This window comes from Bifidobacterium sp. SKU, assembly GCF_026016405.1.
Lineage (GTDB): Bacteria > Actinomycetota > Actinomycetes > Actinomycetales > Bifidobacteriaceae > Bifidobacterium > Bifidobacterium bifidum.
On the sequence record NZ_CP092890.1, the window covers coordinates 818,388 to 832,929 of the forward strand.

General features: G+C 63.4%; 13 protein-coding genes. 10 read left to right on the plus strand and 3 right to left on the minus strand.

What is annotated here, in order from left to right; all coding sequences use genetic code 11:
* Positions 1-270: 270 nt before the first annotated feature.
* The gene (gene groL / locus MMB49_RS03430) at positions 271-1,896 is read left to right on the plus strand and encodes a chaperonin GroEL (protein ID WP_003821749.1); all 1,626 of its coding nucleotides are present in this window, start codon (positions 271-273) and stop codon (positions 1,894-1,896) included.
* 160 nt (positions 1,897-2,056) lie between these two features.
* Here the strand turns inward: groL and MMB49_RS03435 are convergent, their stop codons facing one another.
* Positions 2,057-2,350 (minus strand): WXG100 family type VII secretion target, encoded by a 294-nt coding sequence (locus tag MMB49_RS03435; RefSeq protein ID WP_003812525.1) that lies wholly within the window; start codon positions 2,348-2,350, stop codon positions 2,057-2,059.
* Between the two features lie 72 nt (positions 2,351-2,422).
* Between MMB49_RS03435 and MMB49_RS03440 the strand changes: the two genes are divergently transcribed.
* The 5 genes from MMB49_RS03440 to MMB49_RS03460 all read left to right on the plus strand — a co-directional run bounded on the left by MMB49_RS03440 (position 2,423) and on the right by MMB49_RS03460 (position 7,847).
* Entirely contained in the window at positions 2,423-3,568 is a 1,146-nt protein-coding gene (locus tag MMB49_RS03440) for a hypothetical protein (protein WP_047271807.1), read from the plus strand.
* The gene (locus MMB49_RS03445; protein WP_022174181.1) at positions 3,552-4,289 is read left to right on the plus strand and encodes a response regulator transcription factor; all 738 of its coding nucleotides are present in this window, start codon (positions 3,552-3,554) and stop codon (positions 4,287-4,289) included. Before MMB49_RS03440 ends, MMB49_RS03445 begins: the two co-directional genes overlap by 17 nt.
* A 196-nt stretch (positions 4,290-4,485) precedes the next feature.
* Complete coding sequence (locus MMB49_RS03450; RefSeq protein WP_047271810.1) at positions 4,486-6,249, plus strand: sensor histidine kinase; 1,764 nt, start codon at positions 4,486-4,488, stop codon at positions 6,247-6,249.
* A 116-nt stretch (positions 6,250-6,365) separates the two neighbouring features.
* Positions 6,366-6,755, plus strand: coding sequence for a cold-shock protein (locus MMB49_RS03455; RefSeq protein ID WP_003812533.1), 390 nt, complete (start codon positions 6,366-6,368; stop codon positions 6,753-6,755).
* An 18-nt stretch (positions 6,756-6,773) separates the two neighbouring features.
* Positions 6,774-7,847: a DUF3027 domain-containing protein gene (locus MMB49_RS03460; RefSeq protein ID WP_013389721.1), complete on the plus strand. Its 1,074-nt coding sequence runs from the start codon at positions 6,774-6,776 to the stop codon at positions 7,845-7,847.
* A 150-nt stretch (positions 7,848-7,997) separates the two neighbouring features.
* Here the strand turns inward: MMB49_RS03460 and MMB49_RS03465 are convergent, their stop codons facing one another.
* Positions 7,998-8,993: a universal stress protein gene (locus MMB49_RS03465; RefSeq protein WP_047271811.1), complete on the minus strand. Its 996-nt coding sequence runs from the start codon at positions 8,991-8,993 to the stop codon at positions 7,998-8,000.
* 136 nt (positions 8,994-9,129) lie between these two features.
* Between MMB49_RS03465 and MMB49_RS03470 the strand changes: the two genes are divergently transcribed.
* The 4 genes from MMB49_RS03470 to MMB49_RS03485 all read left to right on the plus strand — a co-directional run bounded on the left by MMB49_RS03470 (position 9,130) and on the right by MMB49_RS03485 (position 12,751).
* Positions 9,130-11,706: an ATP-dependent Clp protease ATP-binding subunit gene (locus MMB49_RS03470; protein WP_003816398.1), complete on the plus strand. Its 2,577-nt coding sequence runs from the start codon at positions 9,130-9,132 to the stop codon at positions 11,704-11,706.
* 358 nt (positions 11,707-12,064) lie between these two features.
* Positions 12,065-12,280 (plus strand): hypothetical protein, encoded by a 216-nt coding sequence (locus MMB49_RS03475; RefSeq protein ID WP_022174184.1) that lies wholly within the window; start codon positions 12,065-12,067, stop codon positions 12,278-12,280.
* Positions 12,281-12,300: 20 nt separating this feature from the next.
* Positions 12,301-12,483, plus strand: a complete 183-nt coding sequence (locus MMB49_RS03480) for a hypothetical protein (RefSeq protein WP_229940941.1) — start codon at positions 12,301-12,303, stop codon at positions 12,481-12,483.
* An 88-nt stretch (positions 12,484-12,571) separates the two neighbouring features.
* A complete protein-coding gene (locus MMB49_RS03485; RefSeq protein ID WP_014760071.1) occupies positions 12,572-12,751 on the plus strand; it encodes a hypothetical protein in 180 nt (59 codons plus the stop codon).
* 300 nt (positions 12,752-13,051) lie between these two features.
* Here the strand turns inward: MMB49_RS03485 and MMB49_RS03490 are convergent, their stop codons facing one another.
* Positions 13,052-14,473, minus strand: coding sequence for a DUF349 domain-containing protein (locus MMB49_RS03490; protein WP_003816390.1), 1,422 nt, complete (start codon positions 14,471-14,473; stop codon positions 13,052-13,054).
* Between the last annotated feature and the right edge of the window lie 69 nt (positions 14,474-14,542).

Here is a 14,542-nt window from a genome sequence, read left to right on the forward strand (position 1 = left end):
CTCCGGTACCCAATGGGTGCCGGAGCTTTTTCCTTTTCTTTCGGCTTTACCGGATCGGTATCGGCATGCTCCGGCCTTCGCGGATCACGCGATGATTTCAAGCCAACAGCGCAATCCTCGTGAATATGTTGGCACTCGGGCACCGAGAGTGCTAATCTCCCAATTAGCACTCGGGGAGTGAGAGTGACAGCCGGCAGCTGACGGTCGGCGGCCACGCCTCGCCCCCAGGTGAGATTCAGTACCGTGAAGCCATTTGGAGGATACACAACCATGGCAAAGATCATTGCATACGACGAGGAAGCTCGTCAGGGCATGCTTGCGGGTCTCGACAAGCTCGCCAACACCGTGAAGGTCACTCTGGGCCCGAAGGGCCGCAATGTGGTGCTCGACAAGTCCTATGGCGCACCGACCATCACCAACGATGGCGTCTCCATCGCCAAGGAAATCGATCTTGAGGATCCGTACGAGCGCATCGGCGCCGAGCTGGTCAAGGAAGTCGCCAAGAAGACCGACGACGTCGCGGGCGACGGAACCACCACCGCCACCGTGCTGGCCCAGTCCCTCGTGCACGAAGGCCTGAAGAACGTTGTCGCCGGCTCCAACCCGATCGCGCTGCGTCGCGGCATCGAGAAGGCCACCGACACCATCGTCAAGGAACTGGTCGCCGCCGCCAAGGACGTGGAGACCAAGGACCAGATCGCCGCCACCGCCACGATCTCCGCAGCCGACCCCGAGGTTGGCGAGAAGATCGCCGAGGCTCTGGACAAGGTCGGTCAGGACGGCGTCGTGACCGTCGAGGACAACAACCGCTTCGGCCTTGACCTTGAGTTCACCGAGGGCATGCGTTTCGACAAGGGCTACATCGCCCCGTACTTCGTGACCAACGCGGACGACCAGACCGCGGTTCTTGAGGATCCGTACATCCTCCTGACCTCCGGCAAGGTTTCCAGCCAGCAGGACGTCGTCCACATCGCCGAGCTCGTCATGAAGTCCGGCAAGCCGCTGCTGATCATCGCCGAGGACGTCGACGGCGAGGCGCTGCCGACCCTCATCCTGAACAAGATCCGCGGCACCTTCAACTCCTGCGCCGTCAAGGCCCCCGGCTTCGGCGACCGTCGCAAGGCGATGCTGCAGGATATGGCCATCCTGACCGGTGCTCAGGTCGTGTCCGACGAGCTGGGTCTCAAGCTCGACTCCATCGACATGTCCGTGCTCGGCACCGCCAAGAAGGTCATCGTCTCCAAGGACGAGACCACCATCGTTTCCGGCGGCGGCGACAAGGCCGACGTCGAGGCTCGCGTGGCCCAGATTCGCGCCGAGATCGAGAAGACCGACTCCGATTACGACCGTGAGAAGCTGCAGGAGCGTCTCGCCAAGCTGGCCGGCGGCGTCGCCGTCATCAAAGTCGGCGCGGCCACCGAGGTCGAGGCCAAGGAGCGTAAGCACCGCATCGAAGACGCCGTGCGCAACGCCAAGGCCGCTATCGAAGAGGGCCTGCTGCCCGGCGGTGGCGTGGCGCTCGTCCAGGCTGCCAAGAAGGCCGAGTCCGCAGAAGCCGTCACTTCGCTGACCGGCGAAGAGGCCACCGGTGCCGCCATCGTGTTCCGCGCCATCGAGGCCCCGATCAAGCAGATCGCCGAGAACTCCGGCGTGTCCGGTGACGTGGTGTTCAACAAGGTTCGCGAGCTGCCGGAGGGTCAGGGTTTCAACGCCGCCACCGACACCTACGAGGATCTGCTGGCCGCCGGCGTCGCCGACCCGGTCAAGGTCACCCGCTCCGCTCTGCAGAACGCCGCGTCCATCGCCGGCCTGTTCCTGACCACCGAAGCGGTTGTCGCCAACAAGCCGGAACCGAAGACCGCCGCTCCGGCCGCCGGCGCCGACATGGGCTACTGATCCGCTCTCGGAATCCGCCATCGCAGCGCGGTAGCGCGTTGCAGCAGCGGATGCCGTAACACGGATTTGCCGCGATGTGAAGGGCTTCGACCTGTTGAGGGTCGGAGCCCTTTTCGTATGTCTGCGGGCGTACCGGAGCGGATCACCGCCGTGATACTGTTCAGCCGGAAGCGAACAGTCGGGACGCCTGCGCTTCGGCGTCGGCGTAGACGGTGGATGCCTGGGTGAGCGCCTGCTGGATGGATTCCAGCGACGCCTCCATCTGCTGCTGTGCCGCACGCCACTGCGCGCTGACCGAAGTGAACTGCGTGGCGGCACCGCCACGCCAGGCGTCCTGGAGCCCGTTGAGGTTCGTATACATTCCGTTGACCGCCTGCCGGATGGCGGCGATGGACGCCGAAACGGCGGCGGAGGAGGATTGGATCCGTTCGGAATCCACTTGATATTGGGGCATGGTTGTTCCTTTCCTGTATTGTTCTGTTTTCGCCCGGTGACGTTGAAGCGTCCGGCCGGTAATGTGGAGGATATGACATTGCGAACGATGAGATACGGAAAAACGGATGATGTGGTCGAAGGCTCGGCCATTTTGGGGGTTATCGGCGTGTCGCGCGACGGATTTTCTCTGTGGAAACGGCTGTTTTCCGCGGTTTTGACGGTGCTGGTCATAACAATGTGGATAACTTCGCCCGGTGCGGTCGCATACGCCGCCGGGGACGATTCGTCGTCCTCGGACCAGGGGCAGGCCACGTTCTCCCAGGACATAACCGATCCCTACAACGTGCTCGGCTCCAATCTGACGAAAGTCACGGACGCCATATCCAGCACCTACGACAGCACCGGCGTGTCGGTCAAGCTGTCATACATGCTGCATTTCGAGGGGGTAGAGGATCCCGACCAATGGGCGCAGGAGGCGTTGGACGCCACCAACCCCAAACCGAACACCGTGCTGCTGGCCGTGGCCCTCAACGACGGCAAGCTCGTGGTCGCCGTCTCCGGCAACTCGGAATCGTGGCTGTACAACAAGACCACGTCGGACCAGCTGCTGAAAAGCGCCTACGGGCCGGTCAGCGGCAGGAACCCCGACTGGTCCGGCTCGGCGATCGCCATGATGGATTCCATCGCCACGATCAAGACGACCACAGCGCAGCGCGGCACGGTGTGGAAATGGGTGGGCATATCCGTGATGTGCGGCGTGCTGGTGGTTCTGATCGTCATCGGCGTCGTGACGGTGGTTCGCCGTCGTCGCGATACGAAGGGCAAGCAGCCGGATGCCGAGAAGGACGCAGGAAAATCTACAGAGAAAGCCACGAAGAAAGGCACGGGCAAGTCCGCCAAGAAGCGGCGCTCCAAGGGTGATGCAGCCGAGTCGGACTCCACGGCGGAGGACGGCGGCGGGCCGCAGTCCGCTTCAAGTGAATCCGACGGGCAGTCCGCTCCGTCCGTACCCATGACGCGCCGCGAACGGAGGGAGGCATCCCGGCGCGGAAAGCGGTTCGGAACGTCGTCGGCCGCCACCGCGCCCAAGCCGGGCAACACCGACGAAGCCGCCGACGAAGGCTCCCGGAAGCGTTTCGACGCGTGGCTGGCGTCCATTGTCCCGCAAGACACAGATGGTGTTCAGGAAACATCCAGAACATCGAGTCAAGCTGGTAACCATGAGCAAGCCGATTGAAGCATCCATTGTTGTTGTCGACGACGAACCGTCCATCCGTGAACTGCTCGTCGCATCCCTGCATTTCGCCGGATTCTATGTGGCCACCGCCGCATCGGGCTCCGAAGCCATCGAGGTGATCGAGAAGACCCAGCCCGACCTGATCGTCCTTGACGTCATGCTCCCTGACATCGACGGATTCACCGTGACCCGCCGCATCCGGCAGGAGGGCATTGGCGCCCCCGTGCTGTTCCTCACCGCCCGCGACGACACACAGGACAAGGTGATGGGATTGACCGTCGGAGGCGACGACTACGTGACCAAGCCCTTCAGCTTGGAGGAGGTCGTGGCCCGCATCCGCGCGATTCTGCGTCGCACCCGTGAGCAGGTGGAGGACGATCCGATCATCCGCGTCGGCGACCTTGAGATCAACGAGGATTCGCACGATGTGTCCCGCGCCGGTCACGCGATCGATCTGAGCCCGACCGAATACAAGCTGCTGCGCTACCTGATGGACAACGAGGGCCGTGTGCTGTCGAAGGCGCAGATCCTCGATCACGTCTGGCAATACGATTGGGGCGGTGACGCGGCGATCGTCGAGTCGTACATCTCGTACCTGCGCAAGAAGGTCGACGGCATCATGGTGACCGACGACAACGGTGAACAGCACAAGGTCACCCCGCTGATCGAGACCAAGCGAGGCATCGGCTACATGATTCGCGAGCCCAGAGTCTCGGCGTGAGGCGGGCGCGATGACCGCACAGACACCTCCGCCGACGGGTGACGGAACCGCCGCAGGCCCGGCCCCGGCACCGGGAACCGCGCCGACCGGCACGGCCGGGACTCCGGGAACCGCGCAGATACCTCCGCCGACAGCCGCCCCTGCGAGCCAGAAGCGTGCGACCCATACCAAGGGTGTGTGGGCGACACTGAAATCGATGTTCGTCGGGCGCCTGGACGCCGTTCCGCTGGCCACCAAGATCGTGGCGTGCACGGTTATCCTGCTGATCGTGGGTACGGCCGGTATATCACTGACGTTGCGCCAGCTGGTCGGCAACTACATGCTGGAGAAGACGGACACGCAGCTGTTCCGTCAGGCGCAACTGGTCCTCAACAACATCGATACCATGCGCCAGCAGAATAACGCCGAGAAATCCAGCAGCAGCCTGCTGTACAGCTACTTCGTGCAGATCCGCGACAGCGACGACACCATCTTGCGCAACGCCATCGTCCCCACTCTCAAGGACGGCGTCAGTTCGATGCCGTTGCTGCCTATGAACGGCAGCCGCGGAGGTGTGCAGCTCCAGCAGCCGTTCACCACCAACGCCGTCGTGACGTTGAGCGGGCGCAGCGTGGACCATTCCACGCTGTCCACCGCCGAATCGCCGTGGCGCGTCGTGGCGCTGCCGTGGACCGATGAGGACGGCAAGCCCGGCGGCGTATGCTACATCGGTCTGTCGCTGAGCGACCAGCTTGACACCGTAAAGACATTGACCCGTTACTGCATCATCGTCGGCGTGGCCATCGTCATACTCGGCGCCCTGCTGGCCACGCTGATGACCCAGAGAACACTGTCTCCGCTGAAGCGCATCGAGAAGACCGCCGCGAAGATCGCCGCTGGCGACCTCACACAACGCGTGCCCCCGGCGCCGGAGAACACGGAGGTCGGTTCGCTGTCGGTCTCGCTCAACGCCATGCTCACCCGAATAGAGCAGAGCTTCCACGAGCAGGAGGAGACCACGGCGAAGATGAAACGATTCGTCTCCGATGCCAGCCATGAGCTTCGCACGCCGCTCGCGGCGATCCACGGGTATGCGGAGCTATACAAGATGCAGCGTGACCTGCCGGGTGCGCTGGGACGCGCCGATGAGTCGATCTCACATATCGAGGATTCGAGCACCCGCATGACGGTACTGGTGGAGGACCTGCTGTCGTTGGCGCGCCTCGACGAGGGGCGTGGCATCGACATCACCCAGCAGGTGCCGCTGACCACGCTGGTCACGGACGCGACCGAAGACCTGCACGCGCTCGATCCGGGCCGTGAGATTCGCCGCGGCACGCTGACATTCCAGCCGCGCAACGGGGATGAGCCGGCCGATCTGGAGTTCGTCGAAGGCCCGCTGCCCGATGTCATGCTGAAAGGCGACGGGTCGAGGCTGCGGCAGGTGGTCACCAACATCGTCGGCAACATCCACCGTTACACGCCCGGCGACTCCCCGGTGGAGATATCCGTCGGCGTCATGCCCGCGTCGATCAGCCCCGAATCGTTGGCCCGCATGTCCGCGAATGACGCCTCGATGCGCTACTTCATCGAAGCCGTGGACGTAAGCCGCTCCATGCAGATGGGCATGAACTACGCGGTGGTCCGCTTCAGCGACCATGGTCCGGGCGTGCCCGAGAACTCCCGCTCCAAGATCTTCGAGCGGTTCTACACCGCGGACCCGTCCCGGGCGCGTCTCAAAGGCGGCACCGGGCTTGGCATGGCCATCGCGCAGTCGGTGGTCAAGGCGCACAAGGGCTTCATCTGCGCGACCGACTCCCAGGGCGGCGGCCTCACGCTCACGGTGGTGCTGCCCGTAGCGCCGCTGGAGCCGAAGATCGCCGTGGACGAACCCCCTCAGGACGCCAAGGCGGAACGCAAGGCCGAACGCAACAAAGCCAAGCAGGAGAAACAGCAAGCGCGGCAGCACAAGAGCAAGTGATTCGCGTCCGGTGCGCTGCCGCGTGCCGTGCGTTCATGCATTGAGGTAAACTGATACTTTGATGTATTCATGAGCAGATCGAGAATCTGCCGGTCCGACGAGTAACGAGGTGTGCCATGCCCAGTGGGCGCGTACGTTGGTTCGACGCGAAAAAGGGATTCGGATTCATTACGAACGACGAGGGCGAGGACGTGTTCCTGCCCGCAGCGGCTCTGCCGGATGGCGTGACCACCCTGCGCAAAGGCGCCCGCGTGGAGTTCTCCGTGATCGACGGCCGCAAGGGGCCACAGGCCATGGGCGTGACGCTGGTCGCATCCGTGCCGTCCCTGGTCAAGGCGACCCGCCCGAAGCCGGATGATATGGCCGCCATCGTGGAGGACCTTATCAAGTTGCTGGATTCCGCGGGCAACGAGCTGCGTCGCCATCGGTATCCCTCCGCCGCCGACAGCCGGAAGCTCGCCACACTGCTGCGTGGCGTGGCTGACAGCTTCGACGTGCAGGAATGAGGGGACAGGGGATAGTACATGCCTGAAACGACCATGCCTGAGACGGTTGTGGACGAACCCGGTATCGCGGATTCGCCCATCGCCTCCATCGACCCGAAAGACGCTGCCCGTGCCATGGCCGTCGAGGCTGCCGAGGACGAGAACGGCGTCGGAGAGTTCGTCGAGGCCATCGACGCCGGTGACGGCATCACCGATTACCGGTTCGTCTCGCTGATGCGCGGCTACGAGGGATGGCAGTGGTCCGTGACGATGTTCCACGATGTCGAACGCGACACGTGGACGGTGAACGAGTCAACGCTTATTCCCATGGAACAGGCGCTGCGCCCTCCGGAATGGATTCCATGGAAGGACCGTCTGCTGCCGACCGACCTGTCGGTGACCGACTCCATCGGCACCGACCCGGATGACCCGCGGTTGGAGGAAGGTTTCCGGGCGACCGCCGAAGCCGAGACCGGTGACACGCGCGTTTCGGATGCACGGGACGTGGAAGCGGCCGGGGCCCCGGGCAAGGTCGATGCCGCGGATGAGGCATCGGATACCGGAGCATCGGATTCTGAGGCGCCCGACAGCGAACCTGTGGAGTCCCAGGACGCTCAGCCCACCACAGCTGCGGAGGATGTCGATGACGCGGTGAGCGCATTCGATCTGTCCCGCCGCCATGTGCTGTCCCCGCTGGGCCGCGCCCAGACCGCGCAGCGCTGGTATGAGGGCCCTCGCGGCCCCAAGTCGTTGTCCACCAAGACCGCGTCGGGCAATCTGTGCTCCACCTGCGGGTTCTTCGTCGCGTTGCAGGGTGATCTGAGCGAAATGTTCGGCGTCTGCGCGAACAAGTGGAGCCCGGACGACGGCAAGGTCGTCTCGCTCGACCACGGATGCGGCGAACATTCCGAAATCGAGCCGCCCGAGCCGAGCCACATGTGGATTCAATCCAAGCCCGCGTTCGACGACCTGCATATCGATGTCATAGCGCAGGCGCCGCGGGACGAGCGCGGCGAAGTGGAGCTGATCGAGAAGCTCGGTGTCGCCGGCCTGCCGTTCGACGTGCCCAAGGGCACGATCATCCTCAAATCCCAGCTGCCTGAAACGCGCTGACCCGAATCGCCTGCAACACGGGCAACGTCACGGCGGCCGAATGGCGGAATGACGATGGAACGATAATCGCCTGTGACACCACGCGAAGCGGTGTCACAGGCGATTCGTCTATATCCGGGGTTGCGCATCCGGGCCAGCGCGCGATGGCGCTCAGTGCACGATGGTGACCGTGCACTCCGCGAAGTTCAGGATCTGCCTCGACACGGAACCGAGGAAACGGGCGTCCAAGCCGCTCAGGCCGCGGGATCCGACGACCAGATGGCTGGCGAACCGGGATGCCGTGGTCAGGCCCTTGGCTGCCGCGATGTGGAACGCCTTGCCCGTCACCTGAAGCCCGTCGGGAATATCGGCCTGCTCGATCATGCGACGGACGATGTCCTGCGCGTGATCCTGACCGGCGCCGATCGAGGCGATCGCGTTCTCATAGCCGGGCACCTCGCCCAGATCCTTCAGCTGCCAGCAGAACATGACCTGCAGCGGGGCATGATGCAGCGCAGCGAAATCAATGGCGAACCGCAACGCATGACGGGACGTCTCGGAACCGTCCACGCCGACGACCACCGGACGTTTGCCCTTGGCCGCGGCCAGCTCATCGTCATCATGGTGAATCGGCATACCGGGGGCGAGCGAATGCGCGATATCATCCTGCACGCTCTTGTCCTCGTTGCCGGCGATCCTGACCACCGTCACCGGCACCTTGGCGGATTCGGCGAGGGAGGACGACAGCGACCCCACGAACCATCTGGTCACGCGACCCAGGGATCGGCGGCCGACGACGATCTGTTGGGCATTCGCTCCGATCTGCAGCAGTCCAGTCGTGCCGGAGGCGTGCACGGAGGTGAGCTTCAGGTTATCCGGGTCGAATGCGATGCCGGCGCTCGCCTCATTCACCCAATCCAGCAGTTGCTCGGTGATGGCCTTGCTCGCCTTCTCCCACGCGTCGGGATTGTCCGGCTGGGCTCCCATATCCCACGAATGCGTCCACGCATAGACCGCGTTGACCGCCCTGCCGCTCAAGGACGCCTCCCTGAGCGCCCACTGCAAGGCCGTGAACGACTCCTCGGAGCCGTCCACCCCAACGACGATGTCGCCGGCTCCGTCCGACGTCCGCGGCTCGGACTCGATGTTCACATCTGGTTGCGTCATGACATCCTCCTTGTTGGCATGTTATATTCAGCATATCGTTTTTCATTGCGTTATGAGCGCAATTATCGCGAGGAAAGGCATAAACGTCATCGCGAATCGGTAGAGTGGTGTGGACTATCGAGATGGAAGGACAAGCATGTTCGAACGGTTTACCGACCGTGCACGGCGCGTGATCGTGTTGGCGCAGGAAGAGGCGCGTACTCTCCAGCACAACTACATCGGCACCGAACACCTGCTGCTCGGCCTGATCCGCGAAGGTGAGGGGGTCGCCGCCAAGGCGCTCGCATCCAAGGGAGTGACCTTGGACGACACCCGCAAGCAGGTCGAGGAGATGATCGGCAAAGGCAATGCCGCCCCCAACGGGCACATTCCCTTTACTCCGCACGCCAAGCAGGTGTTGGAGCTGAGTCTGCGCGAGGCGCTGCAGCTCGGTCACAGCTATATCGGCACCGAGCACATCCTGCTCGGCCTGATCCGCGAAGGCGAGGGCGTGGGCACCCAGGTGCTCATCAAGATGGATGTCGACCTGGGCGAACTGCGTTCGGCCACTATCGACATGATCCATGGCAACAGCGGCGGCGCCAATGCCTCCGGCAAGGGCGATCTGGCCAACGCCGGCGGCGTGCAGGACAAACGCAGCCAGACCGGTTCGGCCATTCTGGACCAGTTCGGGCGCAACCTGACCGCCGAAGCGGCCGAGGGCAAGCTCGACCCGGTGATCGGGCGCACCAACGAGATCGAACGTGTCATGGTCGTGCTGTCGCGCCGCACGAAGAACAACCCCGTGCTGATCGGCGAGCCGGGCGTCGGCAAGACCGCCGTCGTCGAAGGCCTCGCGCAGAAGATCAACGCCGGCGACGTGCCGGAGACGCTGAAGGACAAGCAGGTCTATTCGCTGGATCTGGGCTCCATGGTGGCCGGCTCGCGCTACCGCGGCGATTTCGAGGAACGCCTCAAGAAGGTGCTCAAGGAGATCAAGACGCGCGGCGACATCGTGCTGTTCATCGACGAGATTCACACGATCGTCGGTGCCGGTTCGGCGGACGGCGCCTTGGGCGCGTCTGACATGCTCAAGCCCATGCTGGCTCGCGGTGAGCTCCAGACCATCGGCGCCACCACCACCGACGAGTACCGCAAGTACATCGAGAAGGACGCGGCGCTGGAACGTCGTTTCCAGCCGATTCAGGTGCATGAGCCGACAATCGCGGAGACCATCGAGATCCTCAAGGGCCTGCGCTCGCGCTACGAGAACCACCACCATGTGACCATCACCGACGGCGCGCTGCAGTCCGCCGCGGAGCTGTCGTCCCGCTACATCCAGGACCGCAACCTGCCCGACAAGGCCATCGACCTGATCGACGAGGCCGGCGCGCGGCTGCGCATCAAGCGCCTGACCGCCCCGCCCGAGCTCAAGGAACTTGACCAGAAGGTCGCGAAGGTCGCCGCCGAGAAGGACAAGGCTATCAAGGACCAGGACTTCGAGAAGGCCGCCGAGCTGCGCGACAACCAGGAGAAGCTGGAAGCGGAGCGCAAGGAGAAGGAATCCTCTTGGCGCGAGGGCGAGTCCGATGTCGAGATGGTCGTGAACGAGGATGTGATCGCCCAGGTGATCTCCTCGACCACCGGCATTCCGGTGTTCAAGCTCACCCAGGCCGAGTCGAAGAAGCTGCTCGGCATGGAGTCCGAGCTGCACAAGCGCATCATCGGCCAGGACGAAGCGGTTTCCGCGCTGTCCCGTTCGATTCGCCGCACTCGTGTGGGCCTCAAGGATCCGAAGCGTCCTGCGGGCTCGTTCATCTTCGCCGGCCCGACCGGCGTCGGCAAGACCGAGCTGGCCAAGGCGCTGGCCGAGTTCCTGTTCGACGATGAGGACGCGCTGATTCGCGTGGACATGTCGGAGTTCTCCGAGAAGTATGCGGCATCGCGTCTGTTCGGTGCTCCTCCGGGATACGTCGGTTACGAGGAGGGTGGCGAGCTCACCGAGAAGGTGCGCCGCAAGCCGTTCTCCGTCGTGCTGTTCGACGAGATCGAGAAGGCCCATCCGGACATCTTCAACACGCTGCTGCAGGTGCTGGACGACGGTCACCTGACCGATGGTCAGGGACGCAAGGTGGACTTCAAGAACACCATCATCATCCTGACCACCAACCTGGGTACGCGCGACATCGCCAAGGCCGCCAACACCGGCTTCAACCTTGGCTCGAACGCGGAGTCCAGCTACCAGCGCATGAAGGATCAGGTCAGCTCCGAACTCAAGCAGCAGTTCCGCCCCGAGTTCCTGAACCGTCTTGACGACATCATCGTGTTCCGTCAGCTCACCGAGCCGCAGGTGCGTCAGATTGTCGACCTCGACATCAAGCAGCTCAACGACCGTCTGTTCGACCGTCACATGTCGCTGGAGCTCACCCCGGCCGCCAAGGACCTGCTCGCGCAGAAGGGCTTCGACCCGCTGCTCGGTGCTCGTCCGCTGCGCCGCGTGATCCAGCGCGACATCGAGGACGCCATCTCGGAGAAGATCCTGATGGGCGAACTCGAAGACGGTCAGCGCGTGGTGGTCGACTCCGAAGGCGAGGGCATCCTCGGCGAGTTCACTTTCCGCGGCGAACAGTTCGACGACGCCAAGCCCGAGAACGAGCCGGCTGCGGAGCCGGCAACGGAGGAGTCAGCTGACAAGTCGGCTGACAACGCCGCTCCCGCCTCGCAGGAGGCCTGATCGGGTACCGGTTGACCGGCCGACTGACCACCCCCAGTCTCGCTACACTCGACAGCCCCGCCAGCGGGGGCGTGAATTGGCTCCCGCTGGCGGGGCCGTCGCGAAGCGACTGGGGGTGGTCTGCAATATCCTCCCACTCATGCCGTCCTCAGGACGGCAAATCACCCGCACCCATACTCCCACCATGCGATTCCGTCCTACAGTGGAAACCGACACAACGAAGTGTTGGTCAGGAAGTATCTGGCCGCGATCATTACTTTGGCCTGCGCTATGACATGCGATACCAATTGCACATGCAGACGGAACCTCTCCCGAAAACGAGTTGGTCACCGTCGTGTTGGTACAGGACGCTGAGAGGATGGTCAGCGCCGACATTCCCGCACAGTATGTGCAGGAGTATAAGAACAGGCTCAAGAACGAAGAATTCAAGGCCGCCGAGATTGCCGAGGCGACCGGTTCCGAGATAAGTCTCATGACCACGACAGCTAACAACCCGCTGAAGCCAACCGTGACATATTTCCGGAAAAGCAGCTGCTTCATGCAATTCATATGGCCGGTGGTTTGTCATACCTGAATGTAACGAACGGCCTATTCATGATTGCTGTCATCGTATTCGCCGGTCTGCTTGGCCTGTTGCTCAGTATGATGATGCGTCGGCAGCAGACCCGTGAGCAGGCGCATGAGCGCATACTGGAGCGGGAGCGTCAGGAACATCACGCTCAGACGCTCGATTACGCCGCGCAGGTGCACGACTCGGGCGGACGCGGTATCCGTTGATCGGTTGCGTCGACTATGTGACGCTCTTCGAGAAGAGCTTGCCGGCAAGGGATTCCATGGAGGGTTCGCGCTGCACGACAATGGACTCATGGAAGACATCGGCCCCGATCATATGACGCTGCTTGGCGAGCCGCTCAATGAAATCGCCCATAACATCATCCGGCACTGCCCGGCAGGTTGCGAATTCGATTGCAGCGTGATGCTTCACGATGACGTCGCAGAAGTCACCCAGTACAATTCCGTGACTCATCCGGCCGATAAAAAGTGAGACAGCGGTCTCCACACATATGGGACTTGGCCTGTATCGTGACAGACTGCTCCATTTCGGCGGCATGCTGCGCACCGAGGTCGAGGACGGCACTTGGATGCTGTATGCCCGTGTGCCTCTAACGCATCAAACCTGACCACTGTCGTAGCGTCCGCGGTGTCGTAATACAAAAAAAAGAGCGCCGGGGAGAATTCCCTGACGCCCATGCCAACGAGACGATGACAGCCGGTAATCGGTGTGTCGGCCGACCGTCCTGACGACGGCGGCCGGCCGACACACCGGGCCGGACAGCGGATCGGCCTACTTGATAGCGTTGAGCCACTGCTCCTTAGTGGCCTTCTCCGCCTCCAGCTTGGCCTTCTTCTTCGGGTCGGACTCGGCCGCGATCTTCTCGTCAAGCTCGGCGAGCTGAGCGGTCAGCTGCTCCTCGAAGCTGGACTTGCGGGCGTCGGCCTCCGGATCGGTCTTCTTCCACGCGGCGTCCTCGACGGCCTTGATCTGCTTGTCGACGGCGTCGAGACGGCCTTCGATACGGCGCATGTCGTCGCGCGGCACATAGCCGATCTGATCCCACTCGTCTTGGATGGCTCCCAGCGCCTGACGCGCCTTCTTCGCGGCGGCCTCGTCGGCGACGGGCACCAGGGCCTCGGCCTTCTTCAGCAGCTCCTCCTTCTTGGCGAGGTTCTCTTTCTCGGAGGTGCTGATCTGGTCACGGTCGGCCTGACGCGCGTTGAAGAACTCGTCGGCTGCCTTGCGGAACTGCGCCCACAGCGCGTCGTCATCGCTGCGGCCGACGCGGCCGGCCCGCTTCCAACGGTCCATCAACTCGTTGAACCGGCGCGAGGTCTCGCCCCATGCGGTCGAGTCCTTCAGCTGGTTCGCCTCGGCGATGATCGCCTCTTTCTCGGCCTTGGCATGGGCGCGCTCGACGTCGCGGGCCTGCGACCACTTGCGGCGGGCCTGGTTGAACGTGGTGCGTGCGGCGGAGAAACGCTTCCACAGCGCGTCGGCCTGCGGCTTGTCGATGTGCACGGACGTGCGCTGATGCTGCTGCCACTGGTCGAACAAGGAACGGAACTTGTCTGCGGTGGAACGCCAGTTGATCTCGTCATCCAGCGAGGATGCGAGGGCCTCGGCCTTCTCGACGATCTTGGTGCGTTCTTCGACAGCCTTGGCGATCGCCGCCTTGCGGGCCTTGGTGAGCTCGGCCTTCTTCGCGGCACCGGCCTCCTTCAGCTGCTCGAACTGCTGCTTCAGCGCGGCCATGTCGCCGACCGCCGCGGGCTTGTCGGTCTCCTGCTCAAGGGACTTCAGCGTCTCGTCGATCTCGTGCGACTTCACCGTGTCGGAATGCAGGCGGCTCGCCAGCAGATCCAACTTGGCCTTGAGGTCAAGGTAACGACGGGCGTACAGCGACAGCGCCTCCTCCTTGGAGACGTCGGGGAACTGCCCGACCTCACGCTCGGAGTCGCCCTCCCTGACGTACACGGTACCGTTGTCGTCGACGCGGCCGAACGCTTCGGCCGCCTTCACCTCGGCGTCCGAATAGCCGGATGCCGAAGCGGCGGGGGCGGGGCGCTTGACCGCTTTCTTGGCGAATGCGGCCGGCGAAGGGGCGTGGGGTTTCGGCGCGGATGCAGGGGTCGGTGCCGGTGTGGGCGTCGTTGCCTGCTCGGTGGGTTCGGTGGTGTTGTCGGATATGGTGGCAGTCTCGTCGGCCATGGCCAGCTCCTTATAAGCTTGAAGGTAGTCGTTGGCTGGGGAAAAATCCGAATGGATTTTTCCGCAACC

Bases quoted from the DNA above. Each gene is read 5' to 3' on its own strand.
- MMB49_RS03450 (WP_047271810.1), top strand. From the start codon at position 4,486: ATGTTCGTCGGGCGCCTGGACGCCGTTCCGCTGGCCACCAAGATCGTG.
- groL (WP_003821749.1), top strand. From the start codon at position 271: ATGGCAAAGATCATTGCATACGACGAGGAAGCTCGTCAGGGCATGCTT.
- MMB49_RS03435 (WP_003812525.1), bottom strand. From the start codon at position 2,350: ATGCCCCAATATCAAGTGGATTCCGAACGGATCCAATCCTCCTCCGCC.
- MMB49_RS03485 (WP_014760071.1), top strand. From the start codon at position 12,572: ATGGAAGACATCGGCCCCGATCATATGACGCTGCTTGGCGAGCCGCTC.
- MMB49_RS03455 (WP_003812533.1), top strand. From the start codon at position 6,366: ATGCCCAGTGGGCGCGTACGTTGGTTCGACGCGAAAAAGGGATTCGGA.
- MMB49_RS03465 (WP_047271811.1), bottom strand. From the start codon at position 8,993: ATGACGCAACCAGATGTGAACATCGAGTCCGAGCCGCGGACGTCGGAC.
- MMB49_RS03440 (WP_047271807.1), top strand. From the start codon at position 2,423: ATGACATTGCGAACGATGAGATACGGAAAAACGGATGATGTGGTCGAA.
- MMB49_RS03475 (WP_022174184.1), top strand. From the start codon at position 12,065: ATGGTCAGCGCCGACATTCCCGCACAGTATGTGCAGGAGTATAAGAAC.
- MMB49_RS03460 (WP_013389721.1), top strand. From the start codon at position 6,774: ATGCCTGAAACGACCATGCCTGAGACGGTTGTGGACGAACCCGGTATC.
- MMB49_RS03470 (WP_003816398.1), top strand. From the start codon at position 9,130: ATGTTCGAACGGTTTACCGACCGTGCACGGCGCGTGATCGTGTTGGCG.
- MMB49_RS03445 (WP_022174181.1), top strand. From the start codon at position 3,552: ATGAGCAAGCCGATTGAAGCATCCATTGTTGTTGTCGACGACGAACCG.
- MMB49_RS03490 (WP_003816390.1), bottom strand. From the start codon at position 14,473: ATGGCCGACGAGACTGCCACCATATCCGACAACACCACCGAACCCACC.
- MMB49_RS03480 (WP_229940941.1), top strand. From the start codon at position 12,301: ATGATTGCTGTCATCGTATTCGCCGGTCTGCTTGGCCTGTTGCTCAGT.